This is a genomic window from Microbispora sp. CA-135349 (genome assembly GCF_050947365.1).
Classification (GTDB): domain Bacteria; phylum Actinomycetota; class Actinomycetes; order Streptosporangiales; family Streptosporangiaceae; genus Microbispora.
In genome coordinates this window covers 190,795-208,528 of sequence record NZ_CP192001.1, presented here as the reverse complement: position 1 = coordinate 208,528, position 17,734 = coordinate 190,795, and the positions used below count along the sequence as shown (strand labels likewise).

Sequence of the window (17,734 nt, the reverse complement as noted above, 5' to 3'; positions counted from 1 at the left end):
CACGACAACCGGGGGCTCAAGACCCGATAATTCGGGACATGCGGTTCGGGATCTTGGGCGAGACGGAGGTCTGGGCCGGGCCAGACCGGATCCCCGTCGGCGGCGCCCGGGTGCGCGCCGTCCTGGCGCTGCTCCTGCTCGCCCCGGGACGCCTCGTCCCCGCCGAGCACATCATCGACGGGGTGTACGGCGACGCCCCGCCGACCGGCGCCGGCAACGCCGTCCAGTCGCAGATCGCCCGGTTGCGCCGCATGCTGGGCGACGACGGCCTGATCCGGTCCCGTCCGGGTGGCTATGTCCTTGAGGCCGGCCCCGACGACGTCGACGCGCACCGCTTCGAGCGCCTTGCCGCCGAAGGGCGGCGGATGCTCGCCGCGGGCGACCACCGGGGGGCCGCCGGGCTGCTGCGCGAGGCCCTCGGGCTGTGGCGCGGGCCGGCCCTCGCCGACGTCGGTCCCGCGCCCTTCGCCGCGGCGCGGATCGCGCGCCTGTCCGAGCTGCGGCTCGCCGCGACCGAGGACCGGATCGAGGCCGACCTCGCGGTGGGTGAGCACCGCGGCCTGGTGCCGGAGCTGGAGGAGCTGGTCGCCGCCCATCCCGTGCGTGAGCGCCTGCGGGCCCAGCTCATGCGGGCCCTGGCCGCCTCCGGGCGGCAGACCGAGGCGCTGGAGACGTACGCGGACATGCGGCGCGTCCTCGCCGACGAGCTGGGCGCCGATCCCTCCGCCGAGCTCGCCGCCGCGCATCTCGCCGTGCTTCGGGGACAGACCGGGCTTGGGGAACATTCAGGACTCGGGGAACATCCGGGACTCCGGGCAGAGGCGGGCGGGGAACGGCCCGCGCGGCCGTCCGGTGGAGCCGGAGTGCCCGTGCCGCTGACCGGCATCGTCGGCCGCGACGACGAGGTGGAGCGGGTCACCGGGCTGATCGCCCGGCACCGCCTCGTCACCCTCACAGGACCCGGCGGCGTGGGCAAGACCCGCCTCGCCACGGAGGTGGCCGGCAGACAGCCGGGCGAGACGTACTTCGCCGAGCTGGCCGCGCACCCCGACGTCCTTCCTGCGCTTCTCGACACCCTCGGTCTGCGCGACGGCGGGCTGGGCGCCCCCGCCACCGGGCCGGATCCGCTGGAGCGCCTGGTCGCCGTCCTCGCCGGCCGTCCGGTGCTGCTGGTGCTGGACAACTGCGAGCACGTCGTGGACGAGACGGCGCGGGTCGCCCAGCGGCTGCTGGCCCGCTGCCCCGGGCTGCGTGTGCTGGCCACGAGCCGCGAGGTGCTCGCCGTGACCGGCGAGGCCGTCGTCCCCGTCCAGCCGCTCCCGCTCGACGCGGCGGTCCGGCTGTTCACCGAGCGGGCCACGGCCGCCCGGTCGTCGTTCGCCGCCGACCCGGCCGCGCTGGAGCGGATCTGCGAACTGCTCGACCGGCTGCCGCTGGCCGTCGAGCTGGCCGCAGCACGCCTGCGCACGCTGCCGCTGGCGGACATCGAGGCCCGCCTGGACGACCGCTTCGCGCTGCTGTCCCAGGGCAGCCGTACGGCGCAGCGGCACCACCGCACCCTGCGCGACGTCGTGGAGTGGAGCTGGAACCTCCTCGACCCCGCCGAGCAGGCGGCGGCGCGGCGGCTGGCCGTGTTCGCCGGCGGAGCGACCACGGCGGCGGCCGAGCGCGTGTGCGGCGCGGGGGCCGCCGAGGCGCTGTCGTCGCTGGTGGACAAGTCGCTGGTGGACTTCGACGGCGAGCGGTATCGCATGCTCGCCACCATCCGCGCCTTCTGCTGGGACGGATCGCCGGAGGCCCGCCGCGCCCACCTGGACTACTTCCTCGCCCTCGCCGAGGCCGCCGAGCCGTGGTCGCGCCGCGCCGAGCAGGTCGAGTGGCTGGCCGCGCTCACCGCCGAGCACGCGAACCTGAACGCGGCCCTGCGCTGGGCCGCAGAATCGGGCGACCTGACGGCGGGGCTACGGCTCGTGGCCGCGCTGGCGCCGTACTGGATGCTCGGCGGCCGGGGCGGCGAGGCCGGCCGTGCGGCGGCGGAGGTGCTCGGCGGCATCGCGGAGCACGACCACGCGGAGCGGGTCCCTGCCGGGCTTGAGGAGGAGTACGTCCTGTGCGTGCTCATCGCTGCTGCGGTCGGCCTCGCGCCGCCCGCGCACGTGGCGCGGGCCCGCGCCCTCATGGAGGGCCGGGCGCCGGCGGAGAGCCGGGCGGTCCGTCCGTTCCTGACCTTTCTGTGGGGCAGTTTCTCCGGCATCGCCGACGGACCGGCCGACCTGCGTGCCGCCACGGATCCGTGGACGCGGTCGCTGCTGCACTACGGCCTGGGACTGCGGTCGTGGTGGGTGGAGTCCGACCAGGCCGAGGCCGAGCGCGAGTTCGGCCTCGCTCTCGGCGGGTTCCGGGCGCTCGGCGAGCGCTGGGGCATGGCCACCACCCTCTCCGACCTGGCGCTGCTGGCCGACGCCCGGGGCGACACCGCCGCCTGCGCGGCCATGGCGGAGGAGGCGCTGGGCCTGTTCGGCGCCCTCGGCTCGACCGAGGACATGGCGCGCCTGCTGTGCCGCCGGGGGGACGCCCGCCGTGCCCGCGGCCTGCTCGCCGACGCCACCGGCGACTACGAGCGCGCCGCCGGGCTCGCCGGACGCGCGGGGGCGCCGGGCATGGTCGCCATGGCCCGGCACGGCCTCGCCGAGGCGGCGCGGGAGCGCGGCGATCTGCCGCTGGCCCGGCGGTTGTGCCGGGACGCGCTCGCGGCCTGTCCCGCCGGCTGGGTCACCGGCGAGGAGACCCGCGCCAGGATCCACCTCACGCTGGGCGAGATCGCCCGGGCGGAGGGCGACGCCGGTGAGGCCAGGACGTGGCTGCGCCGCGCGCTCGGATCCCAGAACCTCGAGACCAGGACGGCCGCCACCGCCGCCCTGGAGTCCCTCCCCGACCCGGTGGTCAGCCCCGGCCCGGCCGCCACCGCCCGCCCGTCGACCGGGTGAGCCGCGGTCAGGGCACGGCCGGTTCCCGAAGACCGGCGGCTCGGGCTGCGACGAGACCGCTGATGCGGGCCAGCGCCTCCGCGGCGGGCATCGCGTCCAGGGCGCGTCCGTCGCGCAGGCGCAGCGCGACCTCGTCGCCCGCGGCCTCCTTCGCGCCGATCGCCAGCACAGCCGGCGATCACGCCCGAGCCGGTTTCCGGCTGTCCGGCCTGACAGGACGTCGCCGTCACATCGAGATGGGGCCGAGGTCGGCGGCGGTCTGGGCCAGTGCGCGTATGGAGGGGCTGTCGGCGGTGGAGCGCCACGTCAGGGCCCATTGGAGGGCGGGAGCGTCACGGATGGGCAGGAAGACGACGCCGGGCGGCCTGTTGTAACGGGCGGCGAGCTCGCCCAGCGGGTGGACGCAGTGTCCGGCGGCGACCAGGGAAAGGATCTCGTGGAAGGTCCGTGCGGCGGGCCCGCGTGGGATGCGGCGGCCGAGCGGTGTACGCGTGGGAACCATGGACGTGACCCAGTACTCGGGAGCGTCGGGGCCGAGGTCGACGACATGGTTGTCCGCGAGGTCCTCCAGGGAGGCGGTGCCGCGCTCGGTGAGCGGATGGTCCGCCGGCACGGCCAGCACGCGGCCTCCGGTGAGCACGGTGGGGCCGACCGTGAGGTCCGGTTCGGCGACGGGCAACCACAGCACGTTCACGTCGTGCTCCCCGGTGCGCAGGGCGGTGAACGGATCGCTGCCGTAGATCTCGCCGAACTGGACGTCGGCGCCGGGGTAGCGGGCGCGGAACGCGTCGACGAGGGGACGCAGTTCGTGTCCGGCATGGCCGAAGACGCCCAGCCGCAGGGTCCGGCCGGCGCCCAGGCCGGCCGCCTCGGCGCGGGCGAGTCCCGCCTTGAGCAGGTCGAGGGCCTGCTGAAGGTCCTCGCGGAGGCGCCGGCCGACAGGGGTCAGGGTCACGCGCCGGCTGGTGCGATCGAACAGGGCCACGCCGAGGCGCCGTTCCTGCCTGCCGATGGCCTGGCTGACGCGGGCCTGGGACACATGAAGGCGCTCCGCGGTACGGCCGAAGTGCAACTCCTCGGCCAGCGTCAGGAAGATCTCGATGTCGCGTAGCTCCATCAATAACTCCAAAGTTATGGATCGCCCCACGAAGCGTACATTGTTCCGCTGCTGACCTGCCTCGATGCTGGACGCATCGGCAGCGGACAGGCGGCGCACGCCTGCCGGCACATCGACAAGGCAGGGAGACCGATGAGCGACACGCAGGCCGTCGTCGACCGCTTCGAGATCGAGGCGCTGCGCGCCGAGCTCACCGACGCGGTGACGATGCGCGACTACGACCGCGCCACATCGCTGTTCACGCCCGAGGCCGCGGTGCGGTGGCCGCACATCGGCAGGCAGTTCGTCGGCAGGGACGAGATCCGCGCGGGGATCGAGTGGGGGCAGGGGCTCTGGGAGTTCTTCGTGCAGCACGTCCACCCGGGCGTCATCCGGCTCGACGGCGACACCGCGACCGGCCGTGCGTACATCCAGGAGTTCGGGCGGATGCGCGACGGCGGCTCCCATCTGAACTACGCGCTGTATCACGACCGCTACCAGCGCACCCCCTACGGCTGGAAGTTCAGCGAACGCGTCTACGAGGTCAGATATCTCGACTCCACCCCGCTCACGGGCTCACCGCCCCCCGCGGCCGCCCGAGTCCCGGACGCGGCTCACGACCGGCCCGGAGCCGGACGATCGACTCTTCCCCCTTTCCCCCAGGAGCGACCAGAGTGACGACCACAGCTCTGACCGGCGACTACACCCTCGACACCGCCCGCACCCGGATCGGCTTCGTCGCCCGGCACACGATCGGCCCCGAAGTCCGCGGACAGTTCGAGAAGTTCGAGGGCAGCGCGCACCTGGACGGCGACGACCCGGCCGATTCGAGCGTCGAGCTCACGATCCAGGTCGGCAGCATCCAGACCCGCAACGCGCGGCGCGACGACACGCTGCGCCGCAGGTTCCTCAAGCTGGACGATCATCCGACCATCACCTTCGTCTCGACCGGCGCTCGGCAGGTCGGCGAGAGCACCTTCGAGCTCACCGGCGACCTGACCATTCGCGGCGTGACCAAGCCGGTCACCGTGGCTTTCGCGCGCATCGGCGCCGAGCACGACCCGCAGGGCGATGTCCGGATCCGCTTCAGGGGCAGCGCCACGATCAATCGCAAGGACTGGGGCGTGCGCTGGACCGCCGCCGCGGGCCTGGTCGGCGGGAAGGTGGCGCTGGAGCTCGACGTCGCCGCGATCCGGCGGCCCGGAGAGGACGCCCTATAGGTTGTATTCCTAACTAGGTCGCTCTATCGTCTAGCTCGTAACCTGACGTAGCAAGGGCGGCAATCCATGAGCATCTCTGCGAGCTTCTCGTCCCCCGGCCTGTTCCTGACGGTCGCACTGACGGCCTATCTGGCCTTCGTCTCCCCGTGGCTGGGCAGGCGGCAGTACGACCGGCTGGCGAGCCGCCGCGCCCACGATCCCCGGGCGCTGACGCGCGCGTACCGGCTGTGGATCGCCGAGGAGTGGATCTGGGTGGCCGTGCTGGCCCTGATCCTGGTGCTGTCGCCGGGGATCGATCTCGCGGACGTGGGCCTCGCCAAGCCGGACAACCTCGGCCGGGTCGCCCCGATGATCGCCGGTATGTCCGGCGCCCTCGTGATCGGCACCGTGCTGCTGCGCCACCTCGCCCGCACCGGACGCGCCGTGCCGGGCCAGGCGGCCGTGGCGGAACTGATGCCGCGCACATCCGGCGAGCGGTGGCACGCCCTCGCCATGGCGGTGACCGCGGGAGTCTGCGAGGAGATCGTCTACCGCGGCCTGCTCATCGCGTTCGGCGTCGGCGTGCTGGGCCTCGGCACCGCCGCGGCGGCGGCCCTCGCCCTGGTGGTCTTCGTCGCGGGTCACCTCTACCAGGGCTGGAAGGGCCTGGTCGTGGTGGCACTCCTCGGCTTCTGGCTCACCACCGTGTACCTGTCCACCGGCAGCCTGCTGCTCCCGATCATGGCGCACATCCTGATCGACGTCCGGGGTCTCGTGTGCATGCCCGCACCCACCCGGAAGACAGTCGGTCATGCGGCCTAGGTAGCGCCCCTACCGTGCGAGGATGAGGGAATGGCGACCGACCGCCGCGCGAGCTGGCTCAAGGGCGTCCTCGACCTGCTGGTGCTGGCCAGCCTGACCGAGGGCGAGAACTACGGCTACGAGATCGCCAAGATGCTCGCCGGATCCGGACTCGGCCAGATCCGGGGCGGCACGCTCTATCCCGTGCTCAACCGGCTGGAGGAGGCGGGCCTGGTGTCCGCCGAGTTCCGGGTGACGGAACGAGGACCGGGCCGGCGCTACTACCGGCTGACAGAACAGGGCAGGCAGACACTGGCCGAGCAGGGCCGCCTGTGGCTGGCGTTCGACGAGTCCGTACGCACCGTGCTGGCCTCGGGAGGACTGAAGTGAGCGGCTATTTCGACGAGCTCTCCACCCTGCTGCGCGCGGGCGGCGTGCCCGCGGAGCAGGTCGAGGCCACGGTCTCCGACCTCGCCGCGTACGTCGCGGAGACCGGCGCCGACCCGGAGGAGGAGTTCGGCCCGGCCGATGACTTCGCCGGGCAACTGCTGGCGGCGCGCAGGCCCGAGGCGGACGCGGCGGACGCGACGGAATGGCGGTGGACAGCCGACGTCTTCGCCGAGCGGCAGATGCTCGCCCGGCTCGGCGACCAGGGCTGGGAGGTCGACCGGGTCGACCACCTCGGCAGGTTCGTCAGCCATCGCGACCCGGAACGGCCGCAACGATGGGAATACCGCAGGGAGCTGGTTCCCCCGGGCGGCGCAGGCGCGCTGGTCGCGCGGCTGGCGCCCGACGGCTGGGAGCCCTGCGGCACCTGGATCTGCTTCGAGTACTTCAAGCGGCCCAGGGCCGCCAGCGTGGGGCCGGCCGCGCAGCTCGAATCCCCGCCCGCGGCCCCCGGCCGGAACGTCTTCTTCAGCCGGCGGTTCTATCTGGTGCTGGCGGTCCTCCTGCTCGCCCTGATCGTGCCCGGGATCATTTTGGGATCCTCGGACGGCGACGCGGCGGACTTCTACGCCGGCATGACCGTCGGGGTCTGTGTCGCGGTCGCGGTCCTGACGCTGATGTGGCTCTGGACGGCCCGCCGCCGCCTCTGAGCGCCGCCGCCGGGTCCTCCGCTCGGACCGGCGCCGTTCGAGCGTGACCCCTGATACGGCATAGCCTGAGGCGCGATGGACCGTATGACGACGGCGCGGGGAGACTTCGACCTCGCCCGGTTTCCCGAGGATCCCCGCGACCCGCTGCGCGCGTGGGACGCGGCCGACGAGTATCTGCTGCGGCACCTCGACGAGCGCGAGGACGGGCCGGTGGACCTGTCGGGGACCGTGGTCGTGCTGGGCGACCGGTGGGGTGCCCTCGCCACCACGCTCGCCGCGCGCCGTCCCGTCCACCCGCCGGTGCAGATCGGCGACTCCTTCCTCGGGCAGCGGGCCACCCTCGCCAATCTCGAGCGCAACGGCCTCGACGCCGGCGCCGTACGGGTGCGCACGACCAGAGACGCGCCACCGGGCCGGATCGACGTGCTGCTGGTCCGGGTGCCCAAGAGCCTCGCCCTCCTGGAGGACCAGCTGCACCGCCTCGCCCCCTCCGTGCACGAGGGCACGGTGATCGTCGGCGCGGGCATGGTCACCGAGATCCACACCTCGACGCTGAAGCTGTTCGAACGCCTTGTCGGGCCCACCAGGACCTCGCTGGCCGTGAAGAAGGCGCGACTGATCTTCTGCTCGCCGGACCCCGGCCTGCCGCGAGAGGCCGATCCGTGGCCGCGCGGCCACACCCTGCCCGCCGACGCCGGGGTGGTCTCCGGCCTGACCGTCGTCAACCACGCCGGTGTCTTCTCGGCGGAGCGCCTCGACGCCGGCACCCGGCTGCTGCTGCGCAGCCTGCCCGCGCGTACGGACTCCGGGCACGTGGTCGACCTCGGCTGCGGCAACGGAGTGATCGGGCTCGCCGCCGCGCTGGCGGGCGACGAGACCGAGGTGACGTTCATCGACGAGTCGTACCAGGCGCTGGCCTCGGCGGAGGCGACGTTCCTGGCGAACGCCCCGGCGGGCGCCACCGCCCGGTTCGTCGCGGCCGACGGCCTGTCGGGCTTCCCGCCGGGCACGGCGGACCTGGTCCTGAACAACCCGCCGTTCCACACGCACCGGGGCAGGACCGACGCCACCGCATGGCGGATGTTCAACGGCTCGCGTGCCGCGCTGCGCCGGGGCGGCGAGCTGTGGGTGGTCGGCAACCGCCACCTCGGCTACCACGTGAAGCTGCGACGGCTGTTCGGCAACTGCGAGGTCGTCGCGAGCGACCCGAAGTTCGTCGTGCTGCGGGCCGTGAAGCGCTGACTCAGAACAGGGTCAGCGGCTCCTCCGGCGCGTTCGGCATGGGCTCGGGCAGCGGCTCCACGCCGGGCACCACGGCGCGAACGTCGTCGTGGAACCGGCGGGCGAGCGTCAGCGCGTCGGCGTTGTCGGGGGTGTGGACGAACACCGTCGGCGAGCGCCCTTCACGCAGCCACCCCGCGACCTCGTCCACCCAGTGCCGCCAGCCCTCGGCCGTACGGTCCGGGTCGTCGCGGCCGATGTAGCGGACGATCGGGCGGTCGGTGAGAGCCGTGGTCCGCAGCGGCACCCGCGGCTTCTTCGACCAGGCGTCCCGTTCGGCGTCGCTGGTCGGCGGGCTGCGGAACAGGACGGTCGTGTCGAACGGGATCCACTCGGCGTCCGCCCCGGTCAGCACCCTCTCCAGGAGCCGTACGGCCCGGGGGTCCTCGAAGAACGCGCGGTGCCGGACCTCCACGGCGTATCGGAACGACCCGGGAAGGCGGCCGAGGAAACCCGCGAGCGCGCCGACGTCCGCCGGGCCGAACGAGCCCGGAAGCTGGATCCACAACGCGTGGGCACGCGGGCCCAGCGGCTCGATCGCGTCGAGGAACGCGCGGAGCTCCTCGTCCGCCCCGATGAGGCGCCGCTCGTGCGTGATCGGCCTGGGCAGCTTGACCACGAAGCGGAAGCCGGGGCCGGTCTGCCGCGCCCAGGACTCGGCCGTGCTCCGCGAGGGCGTCGCGTAGAACGTCGTGTTGCCCTCGACCGCGTTGCACCAGCTCGCGTAGGCCCGCAGCCGCTCTCCGGGAGGAAGCGGATGCGGCAGGAGACGCCCCTGCCACGGCGCGTGCGTCCACATCGCGCATCCCACATGAAGCCGCATGGCCCCGACGCTATCCGGTTCGGATCACTCCCCGGCTCACTCCCCGGATCACTCCCCGGCGACGGGCGGCGGCACGTCCGTCACCGACCACGTGACGCGGTGGCGCAGCACCTCGCCGGGCGCGAGCGAGGTCAAAGGCGACATGGTCTCGGCCTCGACCAGCCGGGCGGTGGGACGCAGGCCCTCCAGCCCCTCCAGCTCCTCCTCCTTGGGGTACTGCATCCAGACGGCGATCTCCGAGCCTTCGTCGGGGTAGGGCGCGCCCGGCCGCACGTCGAACCGCTGCGTCAGCGTCGCCCCACCGGGCGCCACCACGGCGAGCCACCCGGCCGTGCCGCCGATGCCGATCTTGCCGACCACGTCGCGCACCGGCACCCGGCCCGCCGAGGGGGAGACCCGCTCCAGGACCGGCGCGTCGTCGGGGGCGAACAACGTCACCGGCGCCCGGTGCCGCTCGGTCAGCCCGACCCACACCCCGCATCGAGGGTCGTCATCATCGCGGAACGACTCGGTCGCGAACTGGGTCACCGTCCAGGCCGCCCACCGCACCGGATGGTCGGTGACGTTCTCCAGCTCGCTGTCGACCACGAGGACGGGCTCGCCGGCCGACATCGTGACCGTGCGGGTGACGGCCAGGCCGGTGCGCGGGTCGTCGCCGCTGCGCATCCGTACGCGCAGGTCGTCGTGCTCCAGCACGGTGTAGGCGCCGGCGTCGAGCACCGGGTCGGGCGGCCCCGCCCACTCCTGCGCCGACGACCATCCCTGCGGGGCGGGCCAGGTCTTGTCTCCGCCCCAGTTCGCCCAGCTCGCGAACCCTGTGGGGGCGGGCAGCCGCCGCGCTGCGAGGGTGAGCCCGAGCGACGCGTCGAGCAGGTCGGGGTTGCGCCACAGCCACTCCCGGCCCGCGGCGCGCAGCGAGATGACGCGCCCGCCGCGGCCCGGCAGGACGACCGCCTCCCCCCAGGGCGCGGCAAGCCGGATCAGCGGCTCGTTCTCGTGGTTCGTCATCGGCTCCGGGCTCGTCATCGGCTCTGCGTGGGGACCAGGCAGACCTTGCCGGTCCGCCCCGAGTCGGCCAGGCGGTACGCCTCGTCGGCCTTCTCCAGCGGCAGCACGTCGGTCACCAGCCGCTCCGGGCTCGCGCCCCACCGCACCAGGCGAAAGGCCAGCTCCTCCATGGCCTGCAACGAGGTGACCCAGGAGGCGTACAGGGTGAGCTGGCGGTGCAGCAGCAGGTCGGAGACCTCGGTCTCCAGCCGGCCGCCCTCGCCCACCAGGGAGACGCGACCCCACTCGGCCGCGCCCCGGATCGCGACGCTGCGGCCCGCGGCCGAGCCCGAGCAATCCATCGTCACCGAGCAGCCGCGTCCCCCGGTGGCCTCGTCCAGGGCCTCGGCGACCCCGTCGTCGGCGATCAGGACGTCGTCGAACAGGCCGAGCGACCGGGCGTGCGCGGCGCGCTCGGGCGAGCGCTCCACGCCGAGCACCCGGGTCGCGCCAAGACCGCGGGCGATCATGGCGGCGGCCAGCCCGACCGGCCCGAGGCCGACCACCAGCAGGTCGTCGCGCCCGCCGACCCCGGTGCGCAGCAGCCCCTCGTACGCCGTGCCGAACCCACAGGCGATCAGGGCGCCGTCCACGTAGGACAGCTCGTCCGGCAGCGGCACGGCCGTGCTCTCCTCGACCAGGATGTACTCGGCGTGCCCGCCGTCGCGCTGCCAGCCGTACGCCGACCTGCGCTCGGGGTCGGAGCAACTGATCATGTGGCCGCGGCGGCAGTTGGAGCAGCGCCCGCAGCCGGAGATGTGGTAGACGATCACGCGGTCGCCCACCCCGAAACGCCGGCAGCCAGGACCGGTCTCCACGACCTGGCCGCTGGGCTCGTGCCCGGCGACGACCCCCTTGTACGCCGCGCCCTCCTGGCCGACGTGCGTCTTGTGCCCGCGGTAGATGTAGGACAGGTCGCTACCGCAGATGCCGGAGGCGCCCACCCGTACGAGCAGTTGGCCCGGACCTGGCGTGGGCACCTCGACGTCGCGGAGCACGGCGGTGAAGTCGCCGGGCAGGAAGACGCCTTTCATGGTGGTCATGAGCTACGGGCTCCGTTCCGCTGGGAGAGCATCACGTTGATCAGCACGGCGCCGACGATGATGACGCCGCGGACCACGTCCTGGAAGAAGGCGTTGACCCCGAGCAGCACGAGGCCGTTGCCGATGATGGTGATGAAGGCGACGCCCAGCAGGGTGCCGAGCAGGGAGCCCTTGCCGCCGGCGAGAGAGGTGCCGCCGATCACGACCGCGGCGATCACGTCGAACTCGAGGCCGACCGACGCGCCGCCGTTTCCGGACCCGAGGCGCGCGGCCAGCAGCAGGCCGCTGACCGCGGCGAGCAGGCCGGTCGTGGCGAACAGGATCACCCGGATCCTGGAGACGTTGATTCCCGCGAGACGGGCCGCCTCGGCGTTGCCGCCGACCGCGAAGACCGAGCGGCCGTACGCCGTGCGGTTGGCCACGAAGAGGAACACCACGAACAGGACCGCCATGATGATCGCGGGCGTGGGGATACCGAGGATGCTCCCGGACAGGACGTCGAGGAACCCGTTGGCCTCCAGCGGGACCGGCAGGCCGTCCGTCATGTACTGCGCCAGTCCGCGCAAGGCGCTCCACAGGCCCAGCGTGGCCACGAACGACGGGATGCCCCAGCGGGCGCGCAGGAAGCCTGCCCCGGCCCCGAGCAGCAGGCCCACCGCGAGGCAGACCAGCACGGCGAGGGCGAACGGGATGTGCCACTCCCCGCTGGCCTTGGCCAGCAGGACCGAGGAGAACGCCACGGCCGGGCCGATGCTGATGTCGATCTCGCCAGCCACGATGACGAGGGTCATCGCCCACGCCACGACGCCGATCGTCGCCGCGTCGCGCAGGATGGCCAGCTGATTCGTCACGGACAGGAAGCCCGGCGCCGTGGCGGAGAGCACCACGAACAGCACCACGATGGCCCCGATGAGCCCGATCTCGTTCAGCCGTTGCGTGTTGCGTCCCAGCCGCCCGCCCCGGGCGTCCGCCTTGGCCACGGGCGGGCCAGTGGGCGTGGTCGTGCTCATGTTCTCCCTCACTCCTCGGCAATCGCCAGGGCCATGACCCTGTTGAGCTCGATCTCGTCGCCGCTCAGCTCGGCCACGGCACGCCCGCCGCGCAGGACGACGATCCGATCGCAGACGTCGGCCAGCTCCTCCACCTCGCTGGACACGAAGACCACCGCGCGCCCGTCGTCGGCCAGCCGGCGCATCTGGTCGTAGATCTGGCGTTTGGCCTCCACGTCCACGCCGCGGGTGGGCTCGTCGAGCAGCAGCACGTCGCTTCCCGCGTGCAGCCACCGGGCGAGCACGGCCTTCTGCTGGTTGCCGCCGCTGAGCGTGCCGATCGGCGTCCCCGGACGGGCCGTCTTGATCGCCAGGCGGTCGATGAGCGCCCGGGCCGCCTTCCGTATCGCCCGGCGGTCGAGCACGCCCGACCTGCTCACCCTGCGCAGGTCGCTGATGACGATGTTCTCGTCGACGCCCATCAGCGGCACGATCCCCTCGCGCCGCCGGTTCTCCGGCGTCATGCCGAGCCCCCTGCGGAGCATCGCGGCGAACGCGCCGGGCCGTACGGCCTCGCCGCGCAGGCGGATCTCGCCGGAGGCCGGGCGGTCGAGCCCCACCAGGGCGCGCAGCGTCTCGGTGCGGCCCGAGCCGAGCACCCCGGCGATGCCCAGGATCTCGCCGGGACGCACGTCGATGTCCAGGCCGTTCAGCCGGTCGCTGACCAGGCCGCGCGCCGACAGCACCGGCGGCTGTGCGCTCGGGCGGCGGGCCCTGGCCGCCACGGTCTCGGGCGCCGTGCCGAGCATCATCGCGACGATCTCGTGGGTCGAGGCCGTGCGCACCGGCAGCGTCTCCACGATCCTGCCGTCGCGGACGACCGTGGCGGTGTCGGCCACCTGCCGGATCTCGTCCATCCGGTGGCTGACGTAGATGACCGCCACGCCCTGCTCCGCGACGGTCCGTACGACATCGATCACCTGCCGCACCTCGGCCGCGGCCAGGGAACTGGTCGGCTCGTCGAGGATGAGCAGGGTCGGCTTCTGGCTGACGGCGCGGGCGATCTCCACGAGCTGCTGCCCGGCGGCGCCCAGCGAGCCGACCGGGCTGTCGACGGCGATGTCCACGCCGATGCGCGCCATCGCCGCCTTCGCGTCGGCGCGCATCCTGCGCAGGTCGAGCCCGCCGCGGGAGCGTGGCCAGGCTCCGAGGAACAGGTTCTCCGCGACCGTCATCTCCGGCACCAGGCTCAGCTCCTGGTAGACGGTCGCGACCCCCAGGGCGGCGACGTCCCGCGTCCCGAGCCCCGCCAGCGGCTTGCCGCGTACGAGCGCCTCACCGGAGTCGAGGTGCTCGGCACCGGACAGGACCTTGATCAGGGTGGACTTGCCTGCGCCGTTCTTGCCCAGCAGCGCGCGGACCTCGCCGCGCCGCACCGCGAAGTCGACGTCGCTGAGAGCGGTGACGCCGGGGTAGCGCTTGGTGCCCGCACGCACCTCCGCGACGACGTCGGTGTTCGACATGTGAGCCTTCCTGGGAGCCTTCGGTGGGGACAGGGGACTGCGCCTCTGACAGGGGGGCGGCTTACGGGATTCCGTCGGCGTGCTCGGTCAGCCACTTCTCGTTCGTGGCCTTGTCGTCGGCGGTGTAGAGGACCGGGTCCACCGGGATGACGAACGAGTCGTTCTTGGCGCCGCTCGACGCCTTGCGTGCGGCCTCGTAGGCCAGCTTGCCCACGGTCTGCGCGGGGACGTCGATCTCCGCCTTGAGGATGCTGCCGTCGACCAGGGCCTTGGCGATGTCGACGGTCATGTCGCTGCCGAACACGACGGTCCTGCCGACGCGGGAGCGCGTGGTGACGGCCTTGATACCGGCCAGGGTGCCGCCGCCCGCGACGGCGTAGAACGCGTCGAGCTCGGGGTTGGCGGTGATGATGTTCTCGGCGACCGGGGTGGCCTTGTCGACGACCGCGCCCTCCTGGTCGGCGACGTACTGGGCGCCCGGCACCGACTCGGCCAGGCCGTCCTTGAAGCCGCGCTTGCGCTCCTTGCAGACCTCCACGAAGTCGCAGTTCAGAATCGCGATCTTCGGCTTGTCGATCTTCTGGGAGGTGAAGTACGTGCCGGCCTGCTCACCCAGCTTCTTGCCGAAGACGTACGGGTCGGACAGGACGTAGCCCCAGACGTACTTCTTGGCGTCCGCGTCGTTGATGCAGGTGTTGTAGCAGACGACCGGGATCCCGGCCTTGCTCGCCGCCGCGATCGCCGGGGTGGACGCCGTGGCGGAGACGGCCGAGGTGATGATCGCGTCCACGTTGGAGGCGACCAGGGTCGACATGAACGAGGACTCCTTGGCCGCGTCGCCCTGCGCGTTGTTGCCCAGCAGCTTGAGCTGCGAGTCCTGGGCGGCGGCGGTCTCGATGCCCTTCTTCACTCCGGCGTAGAAGCCCTGCGAGTCCAGGTAGATCACCCCGACGCGCAGCTGCTCCTTCGCTCCCGAGGCGCCGCCGGACCCGGCGGACTGACCGCAGGCGGCGAGCACGGCGCCGACGGCCAGCAGGGCGATGCTCCGCATCGCCGTGAGTCGAACTGATGCCACGAACGGCCTCCCATGAGTCTGTCTTCGGTTGGCGACGCCACCGGTAGGGCGCGCTGCGCCACGTTCCAGATGATGCGGCGGACGTAACGTGCCTGTCAATAAATTGTCATAAAAAAACACTTATCGTAGAGTGGCGGCGTGAACCTCCCCGGACCTTCCACGGAGGCCGGATGCTGCGCGGTCGTGACCGGCGCCGCCTCCGGCATCGGCGCGGCCACCGCCAGGCGTCTCGGCGCGACGGGCATGCCCGTCCTGCTGTGCGACATCTCCCCGGAAGGGGAAGACGTCGCCGCGGCTGTCGTCGAGGCGGGCGGCACGGCAAGATTCGTGCGCATGGACGTCAGCGACGAGAGCGCGTGGGGGGAACTCCGCCGCGTCGCCCACCGGGAGTACGGCCCGGTGCGGCACCTCGTCAGCAACGCCTACGTCGTGGACGTCAGACCCGTCCACGACCTGGGCGCGGCATCGTGGAACCGCCAGCTGGAAGTGAACCTCACCGCCTCCTACCTGGCCTTTCGCACGCTACACGAGGATCTGAACGCGACGTCGGGGGCGGTCGTCCTCGTCTCGTCGGTGCACGCCCTCGTCGGCCTCCCCGGCCACCCGGCGTACGCCGCGACGAAGGCGGCGCTGGTGGGTCTCGGCCGCCAGCTCGCCGTGGACTACGGCCCCGGTGTACGCGTCAACACCGTGCTGCCCGGGCCGATCATGTCCCCCGCGTGGGACCGTGTGGCGGAGGACGACCGGCGCCTGAGCGTGGAGGCCACGACCGCCAAACGGTTCGGCGAGCCCGCCGAGGTCGCCGCGGCGATCGCCTTCCTGCTCTCGGACGAGGCGTCCTACATCACCGCCACCACCCTCGTCGTCGACGGCGGCTGGAGCGCGACGAAGAACTCCTCCTGAGAGGGATGACCGGAGAGCATGAGCACCTACAAAGGGCGTGGCATCCACGGCCAGGTCGTCGAGATCATCGGCCGCCGCCTCGTCACCGGGCAGTTCGCCGAGAACGGGCGCATCGACCTGGTCGAGCTGGAGGCCGAGCTGCAGGTGTCCCGCACCGTGGTGCGCGAAGCGCTGAAGGTGCTGGCCGGCAAGGGCCTGGTCGACTCGCGGCAGAAGCGGGGCACGGTGGTACGCCCCCGCAGTGAGTGGAACCTGCTCGATCCCGACGTGATCAGCTGGGAGTTCGAGAACCGGGGCGGCGAGATGCTCGGGCAGCTCGGCGAGGTGCGGCAGATGTTCGAACCGGCCGCCGCCGCGCTGGCCGCCGACCGGCGCACCGACGCCGACCTCGCCGAACTCGAGGCGGCCCTGGACGACATGACCGCGGCCCTGACCCCGGCCGAGGCGGCCTCCGCCGACCTGCGTTTCCACCGCGCCGTCCTGGCCGCGACGGGCAACGAGCTCCTGGTCCGCATGGAGGTCGTCATCGAGTCCGTGCTCGCGGAACGGGACCGCATCGTCCACGACGTCGTCACCGCCGACGACCCGGTGCCGAGCCACCGGGCCCTGCTCGACGCCATCCGGGCGGGGGACGGCGAAACCGCCAGAACCCGCGCGCTCGCGCTCCTCGACAAGTCCATGGCCGACGCCGACCGCGCGGCCCGTCTCCAGGGAGACCGGTGAAAATCACGCGCATCGAAACGTTCCTGGTTCCGCCCAGGTGGCTGTTCTGCCGGGTGGAGACCGACGAGGGACACGTCGGCTGGGGCGAGCCGGTCGTCGAGGGACGGGCCGGCTCGGTCAGGGCCGCGGTCGGCGAGATCGCCGAGCTGCTCGTCGGCACCGATCCGCTGCGCATCGAGGACCACTGGCAGGTCATGACCAAGGGCGGCTTCTACCGCGGCGGACCCGTGCTCGCCAGCGCCGTCGCCGGCCTCGACCAGGCCCTGTGGGACATCGCCGGCAAGGCGCGCGGCGTCCCCGTCCACGAACTGCTCGGCGGTCCCGTACGCGACCACGTCCGCGCGTACGCCTGGATCGGCGGCGACGAGCCCGGCGAGATCGAGGAGGAGGCCCGGCGTCAGGTGGAGGCGGGCTTCACCGCGGTGAAGATGAACGCCAGCGGCCGCATGTCCCCCATCGCGGGCCCGGGTGAGATCGACGAGGTCATCGGCCGCGTCGCGGCGGTGCGCGAGGTGCTCGGCCCGGGCCGCGACGTCGCGGTCGACTTCCACGGCCGGGTGTCCTATGCGAACGCCCGGCGGCTGCTGCCGCTGCTCGCACCGCTCACGCCCCTGTTCGTCGAGGAACCGGTCGTGCCGGAGTCGATGCCCCAGGTGCGCAGTCTCGTGGAGGCGTCCAACATCCCCATCGCCCTGGGCGAGCGGCTCTACTCCCGCTGGGACTTCCTGCCGGCGTTCCAGGCGGGCGTCGCCGTGGCCCAGCCCGACCTGTCCCACGCCGGCGGCATCTCGGAGGTCCGCCGCATCGCCGCCCAGGCCGAGGTGTTCGGCGCCCTGCTCGCTCCCCACTGCCCGCTGGGACCGATCTCCCTGGCCTCCAGCCTCCAGGTGGCGTTCGCGACCCCCAACTTCCTCATCCAGGAACAGAGCATCGGCATCCACTACAACGACGGCAACGAACTGCTGGACTACCTGGTCGATCCGTCCGTCTTCGCCTTCACCGACGGCCGGATCTCCCGGCCGACCGGGCCCGGGCTGGGCATCGTGGTCGACGAGGCCGCGGTGCGCGAGGCCGACAAGCGGGGCCACACCTGGCGCTCTCCGATCTGGCGTTACCCCGACCACTCCTTCGCAGAATGGTGACCGGC

The 17,734-nt window shown here is 72.7% G+C and carries 18 protein-coding genes; 10 read left to right on the top strand and 8 right to left on the bottom strand.

What is annotated here, in order from left to right; translation table 11 throughout:
* The first annotated feature begins 38 nt into the window (after nt 1-38).
* Nucleotides 39-2,987 (top strand): BTAD domain-containing putative transcriptional regulator, encoded by a 2,949-nt coding sequence (locus tag ACQPZZ_RS01010; RefSeq protein ID WP_432928053.1) that lies wholly within the window; start codon nt 39-41, stop codon nt 2,985-2,987.
* Between the two features lie 7 nt (nt 2,988-2,994).
* Here ACQPZZ_RS01010 and ACQPZZ_RS01005 read toward each other — a convergent pair whose 3' ends face one another.
* Together ACQPZZ_RS01005 and ACQPZZ_RS01000 are read right to left on the bottom strand one after the other, a co-directional pair.
* Nucleotides 2,995-3,156, bottom strand: a complete 162-nt coding sequence (locus tag ACQPZZ_RS01005) for a hypothetical protein (RefSeq protein ID WP_432928051.1) — start codon at nt 3,154-3,156, stop codon at nt 2,995-2,997.
* A 57-nt stretch (nt 3,157-3,213) separates the two neighbouring features.
* Nucleotides 3,214-4,104 (bottom strand): LysR family transcriptional regulator, encoded by an 891-nt coding sequence (locus ACQPZZ_RS01000; protein ID WP_432928049.1) that lies wholly within the window; start codon nt 4,102-4,104, stop codon nt 3,214-3,216.
* 132 nt (nt 4,105-4,236) lie between these two features.
* Here ACQPZZ_RS01000 and ACQPZZ_RS00995 point away from each other — a divergent pair, with 132 nt between their 5' ends.
* From ACQPZZ_RS00995 to ACQPZZ_RS00970, 6 genes are all read left to right on the top strand, one after another.
* On the top strand, nt 4,237-4,761 hold the full coding sequence (locus ACQPZZ_RS00995; RefSeq protein ID WP_432928047.1) for a nuclear transport factor 2 family protein: 525 nt from the start codon (nt 4,237-4,239) through the stop codon (nt 4,759-4,761).
* Nucleotides 4,758-5,303: a YceI family protein gene (locus tag ACQPZZ_RS00990; RefSeq protein WP_432928045.1), complete on the top strand. Its 546-nt coding sequence runs from the start codon at nt 4,758-4,760 to the stop codon at nt 5,301-5,303. The genes ACQPZZ_RS00995 and ACQPZZ_RS00990 overlap by 4 nt, the downstream gene beginning before the upstream one ends.
* 66 nt (nt 5,304-5,369) lie before the next feature.
* The gene (locus ACQPZZ_RS00985) at nt 5,370-6,104 is read left to right on the top strand and encodes a CPBP family intramembrane glutamic endopeptidase (protein ID WP_432928043.1); all 735 of its coding nucleotides are present in this window, start codon (nt 5,370-5,372) and stop codon (nt 6,102-6,104) included.
* Nucleotides 6,105-6,134: 30 nt separating this feature from the next.
* On the top strand, nt 6,135-6,473 hold the full coding sequence (locus ACQPZZ_RS00980) for a PadR family transcriptional regulator (protein ID WP_193201864.1): 339 nt from the start codon (nt 6,135-6,137) through the stop codon (nt 6,471-6,473).
* Nucleotides 6,470-7,180, top strand: coding sequence for a hypothetical protein (locus tag ACQPZZ_RS00975; protein WP_432928040.1), 711 nt, complete (start codon nt 6,470-6,472; stop codon nt 7,178-7,180). The genes ACQPZZ_RS00980 and ACQPZZ_RS00975 overlap by 4 nt, the downstream gene beginning before the upstream one ends.
* Before the next feature lie 75 nt (nt 7,181-7,255).
* Entirely contained in the window at nt 7,256-8,422 is a 1,167-nt protein-coding gene (locus tag ACQPZZ_RS00970; RefSeq protein WP_432928038.1) for a methyltransferase, read from the top strand.
* Between the two features lies 1 nt (nt 8,423).
* Here the strand turns inward: ACQPZZ_RS00970 and ACQPZZ_RS00965 are convergent, their stop codons facing one another.
* The 6 genes from ACQPZZ_RS00965 to ACQPZZ_RS00940 form a co-directional block, all read right to left on the bottom strand.
* Complete coding sequence (locus tag ACQPZZ_RS00965; RefSeq protein WP_432928036.1) at nt 8,424-9,284, bottom strand: DUF72 domain-containing protein; 861 nt, start codon at nt 9,282-9,284, stop codon at nt 8,424-8,426.
* A gap of 48 nt (nt 9,285-9,332) precedes the next feature.
* Nucleotides 9,333-10,310, bottom strand: a complete 978-nt coding sequence (locus ACQPZZ_RS00960; RefSeq protein WP_432928034.1) for a DUF4380 domain-containing protein — start codon at nt 10,308-10,310, stop codon at nt 9,333-9,335.
* A complete protein-coding gene (locus ACQPZZ_RS00955; RefSeq protein ID WP_432928032.1) occupies nt 10,307-11,374 on the bottom strand; it encodes a zinc-dependent alcohol dehydrogenase family protein in 1,068 nt (355 codons plus the stop codon). The genes ACQPZZ_RS00960 and ACQPZZ_RS00955 overlap by 4 nt, the downstream gene beginning before the upstream one ends.
* Nucleotides 11,371-12,384 (bottom strand): ABC transporter permease, encoded by a 1,014-nt coding sequence (locus tag ACQPZZ_RS00950; protein WP_432928030.1) that lies wholly within the window; start codon nt 12,382-12,384, stop codon nt 11,371-11,373. The genes ACQPZZ_RS00955 and ACQPZZ_RS00950 overlap by 4 nt, the downstream gene beginning before the upstream one ends.
* Nucleotides 12,385-12,392: 8 nt before the next feature.
* On the bottom strand, nt 12,393-13,886 hold the full coding sequence (locus ACQPZZ_RS00945) for a sugar ABC transporter ATP-binding protein (RefSeq protein WP_432928028.1): 1,494 nt from the start codon (nt 13,884-13,886) through the stop codon (nt 12,393-12,395).
* Nucleotides 13,887-13,947: 61 nt separating this feature from the next.
* Nucleotides 13,948-14,937: a substrate-binding domain-containing protein gene (locus tag ACQPZZ_RS00940; protein ID WP_432928026.1), complete on the bottom strand. Its 990-nt coding sequence runs from the start codon at nt 14,935-14,937 to the stop codon at nt 13,948-13,950.
* Between the two features lie 162 nt (nt 14,938-15,099).
* Here ACQPZZ_RS00940 and ACQPZZ_RS00935 point away from each other — a divergent pair, with 162 nt between their 5' ends.
* The 3 genes from ACQPZZ_RS00935 to dgoD are packed head-to-tail and all read left to right on the top strand — an operon-like array spanning nt 15,100 to nt 17,729.
* On the top strand, nt 15,100-15,864 hold the full coding sequence (locus tag ACQPZZ_RS00935; protein WP_432928024.1) for an SDR family NAD(P)-dependent oxidoreductase: 765 nt from the start codon (nt 15,100-15,102) through the stop codon (nt 15,862-15,864).
* An 18-nt stretch (nt 15,865-15,882) separates the two neighbouring features.
* Nucleotides 15,883-16,587, top strand: a complete 705-nt coding sequence (locus ACQPZZ_RS00930) for a FadR/GntR family transcriptional regulator (protein ID WP_432928023.1) — start codon at nt 15,883-15,885, stop codon at nt 16,585-16,587.
* Nucleotides 16,584-17,729, top strand: a complete 1,146-nt coding sequence (gene dgoD / locus ACQPZZ_RS00925; protein WP_432928020.1) for a galactonate dehydratase — start codon at nt 16,584-16,586, stop codon at nt 17,727-17,729. Before ACQPZZ_RS00930 ends, dgoD begins: the two co-directional genes overlap by 4 nt.
* Nucleotides 17,730-17,734: the final 5 nt, after the last annotated feature.

Bases quoted from the DNA above. Each gene is read 5' to 3' on its own strand.
- ACQPZZ_RS01010 (WP_432928053.1), top strand. From the start codon at position 39: ATGCGGTTCGGGATCTTGGGCGAGACGGAGGTCTGGGCCGGGCCAGAC.
- ACQPZZ_RS01000 (WP_432928049.1), bottom strand. From the start codon at position 4,104: ATGGAGCTACGCGACATCGAGATCTTCCTGACGCTGGCCGAGGAGTTG.
- ACQPZZ_RS00995 (WP_432928047.1), top strand. From the start codon at position 4,237: ATGAGCGACACGCAGGCCGTCGTCGACCGCTTCGAGATCGAGGCGCTG.
- ACQPZZ_RS00985 (WP_432928043.1), top strand. From the start codon at position 5,370: ATGAGCATCTCTGCGAGCTTCTCGTCCCCCGGCCTGTTCCTGACGGTC.
- ACQPZZ_RS00980 (WP_193201864.1), top strand. From the start codon at position 6,135: ATGGCGACCGACCGCCGCGCGAGCTGGCTCAAGGGCGTCCTCGACCTG.
- ACQPZZ_RS00970 (WP_432928038.1), top strand. From the start codon at position 7,256: ATGGACCGTATGACGACGGCGCGGGGAGACTTCGACCTCGCCCGGTTT.
- ACQPZZ_RS00965 (WP_432928036.1), bottom strand. From the start codon at position 9,284: ATGCGGCTTCATGTGGGATGCGCGATGTGGACGCACGCGCCGTGGCAG.
- ACQPZZ_RS00960 (WP_432928034.1), bottom strand. From the start codon at position 10,310: ATGACGAGCCCGGAGCCGATGACGAACCACGAGAACGAGCCGCTGATC.
- ACQPZZ_RS00955 (WP_432928032.1), bottom strand. From the start codon at position 11,374: ATGACCACCATGAAAGGCGTCTTCCTGCCCGGCGACTTCACCGCCGTG.
- ACQPZZ_RS00950 (WP_432928030.1), bottom strand. From the start codon at position 12,384: ATGAGCACGACCACGCCCACTGGCCCGCCCGTGGCCAAGGCGGACGCC.
- ACQPZZ_RS00945 (WP_432928028.1), bottom strand. From the start codon at position 13,886: ATGTCGAACACCGACGTCGTCGCGGAGGTGCGTGCGGGCACCAAGCGC.
- ACQPZZ_RS00940 (WP_432928026.1), bottom strand. From the start codon at position 14,937: ATGCGGAGCATCGCCCTGCTGGCCGTCGGCGCCGTGCTCGCCGCCTGC.
- ACQPZZ_RS00930 (WP_432928023.1), top strand. From the start codon at position 15,883: ATGAGCACCTACAAAGGGCGTGGCATCCACGGCCAGGTCGTCGAGATC.